Consider the following 14,691-nt stretch of genomic DNA (forward strand, 5'->3'; position numbering starts at 1 on the left):
CCCTACCTTGGTAACCCGCCCCGCCCAGGGGTTCAAGCACCCCCACTCCTACCGGAGGCCGTAGCCGGCACCCCCGCGCGCCGGCTGAGGAATCCCGCCGTCGGCACGCCTGCCGCGGCCGCCGGACCCGCCCTCCCCGCGCGGGAGAACCGGCGCGCTCCCCCGCTCCCCGTCCCGCAAACACGCCGCTTGGGCCACCGTCCGGTCACGCCCCGCACACACGGCGCCCGGGAGCGCTCCGCACCGGGGCGGGGCCGGGCCCCCGGGTCTCCTATCGCCCCTAGTACGTGAGGCGGGCCACGTGCGGCAGGTCACCGGAAACCAAGGTCATCGACTTCTCGGAGGGCTTTCCGGGGCTCCGTGAGCGGTGCTCCGCGGGGCCCGCACGGGCGACCGGGAGCCACGGGGCCGGCACTCCGCGCGAGGGCCGGGGCCCGGGAGAGGCCGGGCAGGGCAGGCCGGCCGGCCCCGCGAGCGGAGGGCCGGCGGCCCGGCAGCGGAAGGAGAAGCGGGGACAGCGGCCACGCCCCGGTATACGCGCCGGGAGCCGCCCCGGCCCCACCGGGACGGGGCCGGGGACGCGGACGGGGACGCGGACGGGGACGGGGACGCGGCAGCGGGGCCGGGTCCCCGTCCGGCTCAGCTCTCCCCGCCCTCCAGATCGCCCTCGGTCTCCAGGAAGGTCCTGCGGAGTTCTTCGAGCACGGCCGGGTCCGGCTCCGCCCACATGCCGCGGCTCTCGGCCTCCAGCAGGCGTTCCGCCATGCCGTGCAGCGCCCAGGGGTTCGCCTCGCGGAGGAAGTCGCGGTTCTCCGGGTCCAGCACATAGGTGCGGGCCAGCGTGTCGTACATCCAGTCGGCGACGACGCCGGTCGTGGCGTCGTAGCCGAAGAGGTAGTCGACGGTGGCGGCGAGCTCGAAGGCGCCCTTGTAGCCGTGGCGGCGCATCGCCGCGATCCACCGCGGGTTGACGACCCGCGCGCGGAAGACCCGGGAGGTCTCCTCGGTGAGGGTGCGGGTGCGGACCGTCTCCGGGCGGGTGCTGTCGCCGATGTACGCGGCGGGGGCGGTGCCCCGGAGCGTGCGGACGGCGGCGACCATGCCGCCGTGGTACTGGAAGTAGTCGTCGGAGTCGGCGATGTCGTGTTCGCGGGTGTCGGTGTTCTTGGCGGCCACGGCGATCCGCCGGTAGGCGCTCTCCATCTCGTCGCGCGCCGCGCGGCCGTCGAGTCCGCGGCCGTAGGCGTAGCCGCCCCAGACCGTGTAGACCTCGGCGAGGTCGGCGTCGGTGCGCCAGTCGCGGCTGTCGATGAGCTGGAGGAGGCCCGCCCCGTAGGTGCCGGGCCGGGAGCCGAAGATACGGGTGGTGGCGCGGCGTTCGTCGCCGTGCTCGGCGAGGTCGGCCCGGGCGTGGGCCCGGATGTGGTTGTCCTCGTCGCTCTCGTCCAGCGAGGCCGCCAGCCGCACGGCGTCGTCCAGGAGCCCGATGACGTGGGGGAAGGCGTCGCGGAAGAAGCCGCTGATGCGCAGGGTGACGTCGACGCGCGGGCGCCCGAGGTCGGCGAGCGGTACAGCTTCGAGTCCGGTGACGCGCCGCGATGCGTCGTCCCACACCGGCCGGATGCCGAGCAGGGCGAGCGCCTCGGCGATGTCGTCGCCGGCGGTGCGCATCGCGCTGGTGCCCCACAGGGAGAGGCCGACGGACTCGGGCCAGCGGCCGGTGTCGGCGCGGTAGCGCTCCAGGAGGGAGTCGGCGAGCGCCGATCCGGTCTCCCAGGCGAGCCGGCTGGGGACGGCCTTGGGGTCGACGGAGTAGAAGTTGCGGCCGGTCGGCAGCACGTTGACGAGTCCGCGCAGGGGTGAGCCGGACGGCCCGGCGGGGACGAAGCCGCCGGCGAGGGCGTGCACGGAGTTCCGTATCTCGTCGCCGGTGGCGGCCAGCCGGGGCACCACCTCGCGGGCGGCGAAGCGGAGCACGGCGGCGACGGCGGCGGGGTCCTCGCGGGGGCCGTCCGGGAGGCCGATGGCCGGCTCGCCGGTCTCCCCCGCGCCCGCGCCGGCCGCGGCTCCGCCGCACACCCGTGCGACTGTCTGCTCCACGGCGGCGGGGTCCCAGTCCGCCTCCTCCATGGCCTCGACCAGGGCGCGGGCCCGCTCCTCGGCCTCGTCCGCCCCGGTGCGGGAGGCCGCCGACTCGTCCAGGCCGAGGGCCTCGCGCAGCCCGGGCAGGGCGGTGGTGCCGCCCCAGATCTGCCGGGCGCGGAGGACGGCGAGGACGAGGTTGACGCGCTCCGGCCCGGCCGGTGCCTGCCCGAGCACATGGAGCCCGTCGCGGATCTGCGCGTCCTTGACCTCGCACAGCCATCCGTCGACGTGCAGCAGGAAGTCGTCGAAGCCGTCGTCGTCCGGGCGGTCGTCCAGGCCGAGGTCGTGGTCGAGCCGGGCCGCCCGGATGAGGGTCCAGATCTGGGCGCGGATGGCGGGGAGCTTGGCGGGGTCCATGGCGGAGATGGACGCGTACTCGTCCAGCAGTTGTTCGAGACGGGCGATGTCCCCGTAGGACTCGGCCCGCGCCATGGGCGGTACGAGGTGGTCGACGAGGGTGGCGTGGGCGCGGCGCTTGGCCTGGGTGCCCTCGCCGGGGTCGTTGACGAGGAACGGGTAGACCAGCGGCAGGTCGCCGAGCGCGGCGTCGGGCGCGCAGCCCGCGGAGAGCGCCGCGTTCTTGCCCGGCAGCCATTCCAGGTTGCCGTGCTTGCCGAGGTGGACCACGGCGTCGGCGCCGAAGCCGCCGTCCCCGGCGCGGGCGGCGATCCAGCGGTAGGCCGCCAGGTAGTGGTGCGAGGGCGGCAGATCGGGGTCGTGGTAGATCGCGACGGGGTTCTCGCCGAAGCCGCGCGGCGGCTGGATCAGGACCAGCAGGTTGCCGTGGCGGAGGGCGGCGAGGACGATCTCGCCGTCCGGGTCCCGGCCGCGGTCCACGAACAGCTCGCCGGGCGGCGGCCCCCAGTGCTCCTCGACGCGCTCGCGCAGTCCGCGCGGCAGCTGCTCGTACCAGCGGCGGTAGTCGGCGGCGGGGATGCGGACGGGGTTGCGGGCGAGCTGCTCCTCGGTGAGCCAGTCCTGGTCGTGCCCGCCGGCCTCGATCAGGGCGTAGATCAGCTCGTCGCCGTTCCCGGAGGCGAGCCCGGGGAGCGCTCCGGGCCCGTCGGCCGGGCCGAGGTCGTAGCCCTCCGCGCGCAGGGCGCGCAGCAGGGCGACGGCGCTGGCGGGGGTGTCGAGGCCGACGGCGTTGCCGATCCGGGAGTGCTTGGTGGGGTAGGCGGACAGCACGAGGGCGAGGCGTTTGCGCGCGGCCGGGATGTCCCGGAGCCGGGCGTGGCGCACGGCGGTCCCGGCGACGCGGGCCGCGCGTTCGGGGTCGGCGGCGTAGACGGGGAGCCCGTCCTCGTCCACCTCCTTGAAGGAGAACGGCACGGTGATCAGCCGGCCGTCGAACTCGGGTACGGCGATCTGCGTGGCGGCGTCCAGCGGCGACAGCCCCTCGTCGCTCTCCTCCCAGGCGGCGCGCGGCCCGGTGAGGCAGAGCGCCTGCAGGATCGGAACGTCGAGGGCGGCGAGGGCGCCCGCGTCCCAGGACTCGTCGTCCCCGCCGGCGGAGGCCGCGGCGGGCTTGGTGCCGCCGGCGGCCAGGACGGTGGTGACGACGGCGTCGGCCGCGCCCAGCGCCTCGATCAACTCGGGTTCGGGGGCGCGGAGGGAGGCCACGTACAGCGGCATGGGGCGTCCGCCGGCCTCTTCGACGGCCCGGCAGAGGGCTTCCACGAAGGCGGTGTTGCCGCTCATGTGGTGGGCCCGGTAGTAGAGCACGGCGATGACCGGACGGCCGCCGTCCCCGGCGGTGCCGTCCCCGGCGGCGGGAGCCGCGGCGGGCGCGGGGGTGCGCTCCAGCGGGCCCCAGCTCGGGGCGGGTTCGGGCGGGGCGAAGCCGTGGCCGGTCAGCAGCACCGTGTCGGAGAGGAAACGGGCGAGCTGCCCGAGGTTGGCCGGGCCGCCGTGGGCCAGATAGGCGTGGGCCTCCGCGGCGATGCCGACGGGGACGGTGGAGGCCGCCATCAGCTGGGCGTCGGGGGCCTGTTCACCGCTGAGGACGACGACCGGGCGCTCCCCGGCGAGCAGCGCGTCCAGCCCGTCCTGCCAGGCGCGGATGCCGCCGAGCAGCCGCACGACGACGAGGTCGGTGCCCTCCAGCAGCGCGGGCAGGTCGTCGAGCCGGAGCCGGGCCGGGTTCCCCAGCCGGTACGGGACGGGGCCCCCGGCGGCGCGGGCGCTCAGCAGGTCGGTGTCGGAGGTCGACAGCAGCAGGATCACGGGCACTCGCTTCGCGGTGTCGTGGCGGACCGGCGGGCGGGCCCGGCCTGCCGGAGGGGATCGGCGGTGCTCCTGGCCCGGGCGGGGCGCGGCCGGAGGCGGGCGGGCCGGGCGGAGTCCGGTGGTGCGGAGTCCGGCCGGGCCGGGCGGTGCGGGGGCCGGACCGGGGAGACCGGCGCCGGGGAGCGCGGCGTGCGGAGACGCGGCGTGCGGGAACGGGGGGTCCGGGACGGAGCCGTGGAGGGTGTCCGGGAACGACGGAACCGGGGGCGGCGGAGCCGGCCACGGCAGAGCCGAGAGCGCATGCGGCAGCGTGCCTTCCTCGGGGTCCTCGCCCCGGGTCGGTGGCGGACGGCGGGAGTTCCTGACTCACGCGGCGGTGCTGCTGCCGCGCTCACAGTGGCGGGACCGTGCCGGATTCACACCGGCTTCCTCCCCTGGCGCCGTCCATGGCGTCGTCGGACCCGCTCGGGGCCCGACGGTGAGCATAGTAAGGGCAGCGGGGCGGCTCGCGGCACGGTGCCTCCGCGGCCGGCCGGCCGTGACCGAGAGAACACCGGCCGCCGGGGGCCTCCGGAACACCGGCGCGCATCGCACCATCCCGGTCCAAACCGGAAGGGTTTCCGGCTCCGGACACGGGCCGTCCGGCCACCACGGCGCGGAAGCCGGTGCCGGGCCGGCACCCGCCCCCGATCAGGGATTTCCGGGGCTGCGGGGAGCCCCGCCCGGGCGGCGCCGGTCCCCGGCCACCGCCGTCCGCCCGCGACCACGAGACCCCACGGGACCCGCCCGCCAGCATCTGTATGCTCGCCGCCATGCCCTCCCCCGCCACACCCTGCCCCGGCGTGCCCGGACCGCCCCGGCGCAGCCGCGACGACGCCTGCCCCGGTGCTTTGCGTCTGCACACCGCGGATGACGGCGCCCTGGCGCGCATACGCCTGCCGGGCGGTCTCCTGACGAGCCGTCAGGCGCACTGTCTCGCCTCCATCGCGGAGGATCTGGGAAACGGGGAACTCGAACTGACTTCCCGCGGCAATGTGCAGGTCCGCGGGCTTCCCGGTGATTGCGGTCGCCAACTCGCCGACCGGCTGCGCCCCGTGGGACTCCTCCCCTCGGACACCCATGAGCGTGTCCGGAACGTGGTGGTCTCCCCGCTGACCGGACTCGACGGCAGGGGCCGCGCGGACGTCGGGGGGTGGGTCCGCGAACTGGACGCCCTGCTCTGCGCCGACCCGGGCGCGGCGGCGCTTTCCGGACGTTTTCTCTTCGCCGTGGACGACGGGCGCGGGGATGCCGCCGCGCTCGGCGCGGATGTGACGATCATCGCAACACCCGGCGGCGGTGCGGAGCTCCGTACCGGGGCGGGCGGCCCCCGGCTGCGGGTCGCGGCCGAGGACGCGGCGCGAGCGGCCGTAGCCGCCGCCGAAGCGTTTCTGCACGCCGCGGCGGAGAGCGGCACCCGGGCCTGGCGCGTCCGGGACCTGCCGCACCGGGGCGCCGGACCCGGCGCGGGCGAAACCGGTGAATCCGGCGGGCGAGGTGGGCCCGGTAAGTCCGGTGGCTCCGGCGAACGCACCGGACCGCCTTCCGCCTCCCCGGCGTCGTCCGGTGACCCGGCCCCGCACGCTCTGGACGAGGCTCTGCTGGGGCGTCACCTCTCCCGTGCCGGTGTCGCCTGGACACCGGCCGGGCAGCCGCCGCCGGGCCAGGGCCCGCGCGAGGGCGACGGCCCCGCGGCCGGCCCCGCACCCGGGCTGATCGGTGCCCCCGGCCCCGGCGAGCGGTGCGCCCTGTCGGTGTCCGCGCCCCTGGGCCGGTACACGGCCGCCCAGTGGCGGCTGCTGGCGGAGACGGCCGCCCGCTCGGGTGACGCGGAGATCCGCACCACCCCGTGGCGCGGGGTCGTCGTCCCCGGCCTCTCGCGGGACGCGGGCCCCGCCGCTCTGCGGCGGCTGGCCGGCGCGGGCCTCGTCACCGCCCCCGGCTCCCCCTGGTACGCGATCGGTTCCTGCGCCGGGCGGCCCGGCTGCGCCAAGTCCCTGGCGGACGTACGGGCCGACGCCGCGCGGGCCGTGGGAACCGGCCCCGCGGAGCGTGCGGCGGTCCCCGGCGGCCCGGCCGCGGCACCCGCCACAGCCGGTACAGCCGGCGTCCCCGCTCCCCCGGCCGGCGCCTCCGGCCGCCCGGATGACGCCTCCGGCCCTCCGGCCGGCGCCGCCGCGTCCGGTGACGGCACGGCGGCGCCCCTGCCCGTGTACTGGTCCGGCTGCGAGCGCCGCTGCGGCCGTCCGGGCGACGGCGGCGCCTGGATCGACGTCCTCGCCACCGGCGACGGCGCCTACCGGGTGGCCGTCAACGGCGCGCTGCCGGGGGGCCGTACGGCGCCGCGACCGGTGCGGGTGCCGCCCGGGCGGACCGCCGCCGCCATCGCGGCGGCCCGCGCGGCGAGCACCGCCGGCACCGGGCCCCCGGCGCACGCCACCGGCGCGGCGGACGGAACGAGCGCCGCACCGGGCGGGGCGGACGGCGCCGCCGGCCCCCGCGGCGAGGACAGGCCCCAGCGGCACAGGCACCCCGGCCCTCCGGACGGCACCGGCGGCCCGGACGGCACGACACGAGCGAGGACCCCGTGACCGGTTACGCGTACGAGAAGGACGGGGCGGCCATCTACCGCCAGTCCTTCGCCACCATCCGCGCCGAGGCGGACCTCGGCGGCCTGCCCGCGGACGTGTCCCGGGTCGCGGTCCGGATGATCCACGCCTGCGGCATGACCGACCTCGTCGGCGACCTCGGCTACACCCCCGGGGTCGTGGCCCGCGCCCGGGAGGCGCTGCTGGCCGGGGCGCCGGTGCTCTGTGACGCGCGGATGGTCGCCAGCGGGGTCACCCGCAAGCGGCTGCCCGCGGACAACGAGGTGCTGTGCACCCTCTCCGACCCCGCCGTTCCCGCGCTGGCGCGCGAACTCGGCACCACGCGCAGCGCCGCCGCCCTGGAACTCTGGCGCGACCGCCTGGACGGCGCCGTGGTCGCCGTCGGCAACGCGCCGACGGCCCTCTTCCGGCTGCTGGAGATGGTGGCGGAGGGCGCGCCGCGCCCGGCGGCGGTCATCGGCGTACCGGTCGGCTTCATCGGTGCGGCGGAGTCCAAGGAGGCCCTGGCCGCGCACCCGTCGGGCCTCGAACACCTGGTGGTGCGGGGGCGGCGCGGCGGCAGCGCGATGGCCGCCGCCGCGATCAACGCGATGGCGAGTGAAGAAGAATGAGCGAGCAGCAGGAGCGGCACACGGCAGCGGAGGCGGCCACGGGCCGGCTCTACGGGGTGGGCCTCGGCCCGGGCGATCCGTCCCTCATGACCGTACGGGCCGTGGAGGTCGTCGCCGGGGCGGACGTCGTGGCGTACCACAGCGCCCGGCACGGCCGGAGCATCGCCCGCTCCATCGCCGGGCGCCATCTGCGTCCGGACCACATCGAGGAGCGGCTGGTCTACCCGGTCACCACGGAGACCACCGACCATCCCGGCGGCTACCGGGGCGCCCTGGAGGAGTTCTACGAGGAGGCCGCCGCCCGGCTCGCCGCCCATCTGGACGCGGGGCGTTCGGTGGCGCTGCTCGCCGAGGGCGATCCGCTCTTCTACGGCTCGTACATGCACATGCACAAGCGGCTCGCGCACCGCTACCCGACCGAGGTCGTCCCCGGCGTCACCTCGGTGAGCGCCGCCGCGGCGCGGCTCGGCACCCCGCTGGTGGAGGGCGAGGAGGTGCTGACGGTCCTCCCCGGCACCCTGCCGGAGGAGGAGCTGACGGCCCGGCTGGCCGCCGCCGACGCGGCCGTCGTCATGAAGCTCGGCCGGACGTTCCCCGCCGTGCGGCGCGCGCTGGAGCGGTCGGGACGACTGGCCGGGGCACGGTACGTGGAGCGGGCCACGATGGCCGCGGAGCGCACGGCGCCGCTGGCGGAGGTGGACCCCGGCTCGGTGCCGTACTTCTCGATGGCGGTCCTGCCCAGCCGCGCCGGCGCACCGCACGGGGGCCCGGCACCCGGCGGCCCGGCGGCGACGACGGACGCGGCCGTCACGGCGGGCACGGCCCCGGCCGCCGCCCGCCCGGAACCCCCGGCCGCCGAGCCGCCCGCCGGCGAGGTCGTCGTGGTCGGGCTCGGCCCGGCCGGGCCGCTGTGGCTGACGCCGGAGGCGCGCGGTGCCCTGGCCGCCGCCGAGGACCTGGTGGGCTACACCACCTATCTCGGCCGGGTGCCGGTGCGGCCCGGGCAGCGGCGCCACGCCTCCGACAACAAGGTGGAGTCCGAACGGGCCGAGTTCGCCCTCGACCTGGCGCGCAAGGGCCACCAGGTCGCCGTGGTCTCCTCCGGGGACCCGGGGGTGTTCGCGATGGCGACCGCCGTCCTGGAGGTGGCCTCGGCGGACCCGTACCGCGAGGTACCCGTCCGGGTGCTGCCCGGGATGACGGCGGCGCACGCGGCCGCCGCCCGCGCGGGCGCGCCCCTCGGCCACGACTACGCGGTGGTGTCGCTCTCCGACCGGCTGAAGCCCTGGGAGGTGATCGCCGGGCGGCTGCGGGCCGCGGCGGCCGCCGACCTGGTGCTGGCCCTCTACAACCCGGGCTCGCGCAGCCGCGTCCACCAGGTGGGCAAGGCCCGCGAACTGCTGCTGGAGCACCGGGCCCCGCACACGCCGGTCGTGGTGGCACGGGATGTGGGCGGCCCGGAGGAGAGCGTCCGGATCGTACGGCTGGCCGAACTCGACCCGGACGAGGTCGACATGCGCACCATCCTGCTGGTCGGCTCGACGCAGACCCGCGCGGTCACCCGCGGTGACGGCCGGCAGATCGTCTGGACCCCCCGCAGGTACCCGGACCGGTGACGACGCGGGAGACCGCGCCGGGCGGGCCCGGCAGCACGGGCCCGCGCGGGGCACCGCACCGGAGGCGCGCCGCGCCCGCGCCGGGCGGCGGCCGGCCGGCGCGGGCCCGCCGCCGTCCGGGCGACGGCGGGCCGCACGGGGACGGGACCCGCCGCCGTCCCCCGCTCCGGTGCGGCCGGACGGGGAAACGGAAGAACCGGCACCGGGCGCCCGCCGCACGGCGGCTCCCGTCACCCCGTACGGTCCCGCAGCCACGCGACCGCTCCGGCCACGTCGGCCACCGCCGGCACCCCCGCCGGGACCTCCGGACGCCGCACGACGACCACCGGCAGCCCGGCCCGCCGGGCCGCCGTCAGCTTGGCGGCGGTGGCCCCGGCCCCGCTGTCCTTGGTCACCAGCACGTCGATGCCGTACCGGCGCAGCAGTTCCGTCTCCCCCTCCACCGTGAACGGCCCGCGCGCCAGCAGGACTTCGGTCCGGGGCGGGAGCGGCGGTCCGGGGGCGTCCACGGAGCGCACCAGGAACCACAGCCCGGTGAGGTCCGCGAAGGCGGCGAGTCCCATCCGCCCGGTCGTCAGGAACACGCGTTCCCCGAGGGCCGGGAGCAGCGCGGCGGCCTCCTCCAGGGAGGCGGCGGGGTGCCAGTCGTCGCCCGGTCCGGCCGTCCAGCCGGGCCGGCGCAGGGCGAGCAGGGGAACACGGGTCTCGGCGGCGGCCCGGGCCGCGTTGCGGCTGATGGTGCCGGCGAAAGGATGAGTGGCGTCGATGAGCGCGTCCACCCGGTGCTCGCGGAGCCACCGGGCCAGGCCCTCCGGGCCCCCGAATCCGCCGACGCGGACCTCGCCGGCGGGCAGCCGCGGCCGTGCGACCCGCCCGGCCAGCGAGCTGGTGACCCGCAGCCCCGGATCGGCGGCCAGTTCCCCGGCGAGCCGCCTCGCCTCACCGGTACCGCCGAGGATCAGCACATGGCGTCGCATCCGTCCCCTCCCGGCTCCCGCGCTCCGCTCGCCCGCGCCGCGGACAGCGCCGGGACATCATCTCCCGGCGTCCTCCCGCCCGCTCGCGCGGGTACGGCCCGGGGGTCACGGCGGGGCGGTCGGTCTCCGGCCCCCCGTGGCCCGGCCCCGGAGAGCGCCGCGGTGGCAGGTCCCGCCGGCCGTAGCGGAGCACCGGATGGCGGACGGTCCCGCAGCCGTGCGCCCGGGCCGCTGTCCGCACGCCTCCCGGGCGCGCGGATGGCACGATCGCACGGACGTGCCTGCCTCCCGCGCCCGCCCGTCCGCCCGTCCGCCCGCAGGAACCGCATGGACCACACCGCCGGACGCTCTCCGGCCGCTTGCCCCTCCGCCAGCCTCTCCGCCAACCTCCCCGCCGCCCGGAGCACCGCATGACCACGCCCGACCCGCCCCGCGCCACCGGCTCCGCGGACTCCCCCGGACCTCCCCCCGGGAGTCCGGGCGGGTCCGCCGAAGCCCCCGGCGGCCGCACCGCACAGCTCGCGCGGACCGGCCTGCGCCCCGGCTGGACCACCGGCGCCTGCGCGACCGCCGCCGCCACCGCGGCGTACACCGCGCTGCTCACCGGCCGCTTCCCGGACCCGGTGACCATCACCCTGCCCCGGGGCGAGACCCCGGCCTTCGCCCTGGCCACCGAGGAGCTGCGGCCCGCGGAGGGCCGGGCGGCGGCCGGGGTCGTGAAAGACGCGGGCGACGACCCGGACGTCACCCACGGCGCCCTGGTCCGCGCCACCGTGCGCCTGCTGCCGCCGGGCAGCGGTGTCGTGTTCCGGGCCGGTCCGGGCGTCGGCACGGTGACGCGCCCCGGTCTGCCGCTGGCCGTCGGGGAGCCGGCCGTCAACCCCGTGCCCCGCCGCATGATGGGCGACCACATCGCGGAGGTCGCGGCCCGCCACGGCGGCTCCGGTGACGTGGAGATCGAACTCTCCGTGGACCACGGCGAGGAGATCGCCCGCTCCACCTGGAACCCGCGGCTCGGCATCCTGGGCGGGCTGTCGATCCTGGGCACGACCGGCATCGTGGTGCCCTACTCGTGCTCCGCGTGGATCGACAGCATCCGGCGCGGCATCGACGTCGCGCGGGCGGCCGGGCGCACCCATGTGGCGGGCTGCACCGGTTCCACCTCCGAGCGGACCGCCGTCGCGGAGCACGGCCTGCCGGAGGACGCGCTGCTGGACATGGGCGACTTCGCGGGGGCCGTGCTCAAGTACCTGCGGCGCCACCCGGTTCCGCGCCTCACCATCGCGGGCGGTTTCGCCAAGCTGTCGAAGCTGGCCGCCGGCCATCTGGATCTGCACTCGGGCCGCTCCCGGGTCGACAAGGGCTTCCTCGCGGACCTCGCCCGCCGGGGCGGCGCGGACGAGGAACTGGCCGCCGCCGTGGCCGGGGCCAACACCGGCCTGGAGGCGCTCCAGCGCTGCGCGGCGCGCGGTGTCCCGCTGGGCGACCTGGTGGCGGAGGCCGCGCGCGGGACGGCGCTCGGGGTGCTGCGCGGCGAACCGGTCACCGTGGACGTGCTCTGTATCGACCGCGCGGGCAGGGTGGTCGGCCGCGCGGCGCCGGCGGGGCCGTCCGGCGCCCGCGCCCCGGAGGACTGACCCGGGGCGCCTCCGCAGCCCGCGCGGGCCAGCGCCCCGCACCGCCGCACGGGCGCACACCCGTTCCGTCCGGATGCCGGCGCGCGGCCGGTCACCGTTCCGGCCGGCTCCCCCCGTCCGGGGCCGCGCGACCGTCCGGGGCGGCCGTGCCGCACCGGTCGCGCTCCGCCGAGTACAGATGGCTGTCCGGGAACTGTCCGGCGCCCAGGGCGCGGCCGACCACGATGACCGCGGTGCGCGTCACCCCGGCCGCCCTGACCTGGCCGGCGATACCGCCGAGCGGGCCCCGGAGCACCAGTTCGTCCGGGCGGCTCGCCATCGCCACCACCGCGGCGGGGCAGTCGGCCCCGTAGTGCGGCAGCAGTTCGGCGACGACCCGGTCCGCGTAGCGGGCGGCCAGGTGCAGTACGAGCAGCGCGCGGCTGCGCCCCAGGGTGGCCAGGTCCTCGCCGTCCGGCATCGGGGTGGCCTGCTGGGCGACGCGGGTGAGGATCACGGTCTGGCCGACGGCCGGCACGGTCAGCTCCCGTCCCAGCGCCGCGGCCGCCGCGGCGAACGCCGGTACGCCGGGCACCATCTCGTACGGCACGCCGGCCGCCTCCAGCCGCCGCATCTGCTCCGCGACCGCGCTGAACACCGAGGGGTCCCCGGAGTGCAGCCGGGCCACGTCGTGGCCCGCGCGGTGCGCGTCCGCCAGCTCCGCCGTGATCTGGTCCAGGTTCAGCCGCGCCGTGTCCACGAGCCGCGCGTCCGGCGGGCACGCGGCGAGCAGTTCGCGCGGCACCAGGCTGCCCGCGTACAGGCAGACGGCGCACGACTCCAGCAGCCGCTGCCCGCGCACGGTGATCAGGTCGGCGGCGCCGGGACCGGCACCGATGAAGTACACCGTCATCGTTCTTCTCCTCGGTCCGGCCTTCCGGCCGGCATGCGCTCCGCGGACGCCGGCCCCGCCGGTGGCCGCCCTGCCGATGTCCGGTCCGCCCGCGTCACCGCGCCGGCGCCCGCTGTTCCCCCGGCCGCTGCTCCCCTCGGCCCCCGTTCCCCCGGCTTGGTCACCGCCCACTGCGTGACCGGCATCGCCTGCCGCCAGCCGGTGAACCCGCCGACCGGTACGGCACTGGAGACGGCGATCCGTACCAGCTCCCCGCCGTGCCGGCGGTACCACTCCGCCAGCAGTGCCTCGGACTCCAGCGTCACCGTGTTGGCGACCAGCCGTCCTCCGGCGGGCAGCGCCGCCCAGCACGCCTCCAGCAGCCCGGGGGCGGTGAGCCCGCCGCCGACGAACACCGCGTCGGGCGGCCCGAGTCCGGCGCCCCGCCCGTCCGCGGGCCCGTCCGCGAGTCCGTCCAGGGCCTCCGGGGCGGCCCCGGTGACCACCCGCAGCGCGGGCACCCCGAGCCGCTCCGCGTTCCGCCGGATGCGCGCGGCCCGTACGGGGTCGCGCTCCACGCTCACCGCGCGGCAGCCTCGTCCGGCGCGCATCCACTCGACCGCGATGCTGCCGGAGCCGCCGCCGATGTCCCACAGCAGTTCGCCCGGTGCCGGGGCGAGTGCGGCCAGCGTGGCCGCCCGCACGCGGCGCTTGGTGAGCTGCCCGTCGTGCTCGTACGCCTCGTCCGGGAGCCCCGGGACCGCGGACAGCCGGTGGCCGCCCGGCCCGGGCCGGCACTCGACGGCGACGACGTTCAGCGGATCACCGGGCGGATGCGGCCAGCCGGCGGCGGTGCCCTCGAACCGGCGTTCCCGCGCGCCGCCGCCCAGCTGTTCGAGCACCGTCATCCGGCTCGGCCCGTAGCCGCGGTCGCACAGCAGTGCCGCCACCTCGCCCGGGGTCCCGGCGCCCGCGCTCAGGACGAGCAGCCGCCGGCGCGCGTGCAGGGCGGCGGCCAGCGCGGCGGCGGGCCGGCCCACCAGGCTGACCACCTCGGTCTCCTCCGCCGCCCAGCCCAGCCGGGCACAGGCGTACGACACCGAGGAGGCGTGGGGCAGCACCCGCAGCCGCTCCGCGCCGATGGCCGCGGCCAGGGTCCGCCCGATGCCGTGGAACATCGGGTCGCCGCTGGCCAGGACGGCCACCCGCCGCCCGGCGTGCTCGGCGAGCAGCCGGGGCACGGCGGGGCGCAGCGGTGACGGCCAGGGCACCCGTTCCGCCGTGCAGCCGGGCGGCAGCAGGGCGAGCTGGCGGGGGCCGCCGATGACGGTCCCCGCACGGCGCAGCGCCTCCCGGGCGTCCCGTCCGAGCCCGTCCCAGCCGTCGGCGCCGATGCCGACCACGGTGACGGTGTCCGGCGCGCGGCCCGCGCCGGGGCACGGCGCGTCGTCGTCGCTCATCGCGAACCTCCTCCTGGGGTGTCCTCGCCCCGGGTGCGGCGGATCGGCGACGGGCCAGTCTCCTGGCTGCCGGATCGGCGCTCGCCCCGGCCTTCCGGCCCGCGGGGGCCGTGGCTCGGATGGGGTCCGCTCCCCGGTCACAGTGGCGGGACCGCGCCGGATTCGCACCGGCTTCCTGGTTCCCGTCGCCTCGTTGGGCAGCATCCTCCCGCATCGGTGCGGGCGGGTGTGCGACGACCTCCGCTCTTCTGTGCGACACCCGCTCTGAGCTGCGATATTAAGAAATGCATGGCTCATACATGGGTCTATGCTCCGTCCCGTGGACCCGAGACTCCCGCCGTTCCGGCCTCCCCTCCGCCCCCCGTTTCCCGGCCACGGGCGCTCGCGCCGGCCCGGCCGGGCCTGCCGGGCGTACCCCTCGAATCGATGTGCCCGGTGCCGTACCGCGCACATCGGGCCCGCGGCGGCGGCACCGGCCGGTAGAAAGAGGGCCGCGG

The 14,691-nt window shown here is 77.8% G+C and carries 8 protein-coding genes and 2 riboswitches; of the genes, 4 read left to right on the forward strand and 4 right to left on the reverse strand.

What is annotated here, in order from left to right:
• Positions 1-639 precede the first annotated feature (639 nt).
• Positions 640-4,371, reverse strand: coding sequence for a cobaltochelatase subunit CobN (gene cobN / locus SXIN_RS03100; RefSeq protein WP_095756550.1), 3,732 nt, complete (start codon positions 4,369-4,371; stop codon positions 640-642).
• Between the two features lie 358 nt (positions 4,372-4,729).
• A riboswitch (cobalamin riboswitch) is annotated at positions 4,730-4,806 on the reverse strand.
• 380 nt (positions 4,807-5,186) lie between these two features.
• Between cobN and SXIN_RS03105 the strand changes: the two genes are divergently transcribed.
• Genes SXIN_RS03105 through SXIN_RS03115 form a run of 3 tightly spaced genes read left to right on the forward strand, consistent with a single transcriptional unit; the run spans position 5,187 to position 9,249 of the window.
• Positions 5,187-7,004 carry a nitrite reductase gene (locus SXIN_RS03105; RefSeq protein WP_238153658.1) on the forward strand — a complete coding sequence of 606 codons (1,818 nt, stop codon included), beginning with the start codon at positions 5,187-5,189 and terminating at the stop codon, positions 7,002-7,004.
• On the forward strand, positions 7,001-7,633 hold the full coding sequence (locus SXIN_RS03110) for a precorrin-8X methylmutase (RefSeq protein ID WP_019707985.1): 633 nt from the start codon (positions 7,001-7,003) through the stop codon (positions 7,631-7,633). Before SXIN_RS03105 ends, SXIN_RS03110 begins: the two co-directional genes overlap by 4 nt.
• Positions 7,630-9,249: a precorrin-2 C(20)-methyltransferase gene (locus SXIN_RS03115; RefSeq protein WP_095756552.1), complete on the forward strand. Its 1,620-nt coding sequence runs from the start codon at positions 7,630-7,632 to the stop codon at positions 9,247-9,249. The genes SXIN_RS03110 and SXIN_RS03115 overlap by 4 nt, the downstream gene beginning before the upstream one ends.
• Before the next feature lie 230 nt (positions 9,250-9,479).
• Here SXIN_RS03115 and SXIN_RS03120 read toward each other — a convergent pair whose 3' ends face one another.
• Positions 9,480-10,226 carry a cobalt-precorrin-6A reductase gene (locus tag SXIN_RS03120; protein WP_095756553.1) on the reverse strand — a complete coding sequence of 249 codons (747 nt, stop codon included), beginning with the start codon at positions 10,224-10,226 and terminating at the stop codon, positions 9,480-9,482.
• A 410-nt stretch (positions 10,227-10,636) separates the two neighbouring features.
• Here SXIN_RS03120 and SXIN_RS03125 point away from each other — a divergent pair, with 410 nt between their 5' ends.
• Entirely contained in the window at positions 10,637-11,863 is a 1,227-nt protein-coding gene (locus SXIN_RS03125; RefSeq protein WP_095756554.1) for a cobalt-precorrin-5B (C(1))-methyltransferase, read from the forward strand.
• Between the two features lie 91 nt (positions 11,864-11,954).
• Here SXIN_RS03125 and cobM read toward each other — a convergent pair whose 3' ends face one another.
• Together cobM and cbiE are read right to left on the reverse strand one after the other, a co-directional pair.
• On the reverse strand, positions 11,955-12,755 hold the full coding sequence (cobM, locus tag SXIN_RS03130) for a precorrin-4 C(11)-methyltransferase (protein ID WP_095756555.1): 801 nt from the start codon (positions 12,753-12,755) through the stop codon (positions 11,955-11,957).
• The gene (cbiE, locus tag SXIN_RS03135) at positions 12,752-14,194 is read right to left on the reverse strand and encodes a precorrin-6y C5,15-methyltransferase (decarboxylating) subunit CbiE (RefSeq protein ID WP_095756556.1); all 1,443 of its coding nucleotides are present in this window, start codon (positions 14,192-14,194) and stop codon (positions 12,752-12,754) included. The genes cobM and cbiE overlap by 4 nt, the downstream gene beginning before the upstream one ends.
• A gap of 54 nt (positions 14,195-14,248) precedes the next feature.
• Positions 14,249-14,397, reverse strand: a riboswitch (cobalamin riboswitch).
• Between the last annotated feature and the right edge of the window lie 294 nt (positions 14,398-14,691).

This window comes from Streptomyces xinghaiensis S187 (assembly GCF_000220705.2).
Classification (GTDB): domain Bacteria; phylum Actinomycetota; class Actinomycetes; order Streptomycetales; family Streptomycetaceae; genus Streptomyces; species Streptomyces xinghaiensis.

Bases quoted from the DNA above. Each gene is read 5' to 3' on its own strand.
- SXIN_RS03125 (WP_095756554.1), top strand. From the start codon at position 10,637: ATGACCACGCCCGACCCGCCCCGCGCCACCGGCTCCGCGGACTCCCCC.
- SXIN_RS03115 (WP_095756552.1), top strand. From the start codon at position 7,630: ATGAGCGAGCAGCAGGAGCGGCACACGGCAGCGGAGGCGGCCACGGGC.
- cbiE (WP_095756556.1), bottom strand. From the start codon at position 14,194: ATGAGCGACGACGACGCGCCGTGCCCCGGCGCGGGCCGCGCGCCGGAC.
- cobM (WP_095756555.1), bottom strand. From the start codon at position 12,755: ATGACGGTGTACTTCATCGGTGCCGGTCCCGGCGCCGCCGACCTGATC.
- SXIN_RS03120 (WP_095756553.1), bottom strand. From the start codon at position 10,226: ATGCGACGCCATGTGCTGATCCTCGGCGGTACCGGTGAGGCGAGGCGG.
- SXIN_RS03105 (WP_238153658.1), top strand. From the start codon at position 5,187: ATGCCCTCCCCCGCCACACCCTGCCCCGGCGTGCCCGGACCGCCCCGG.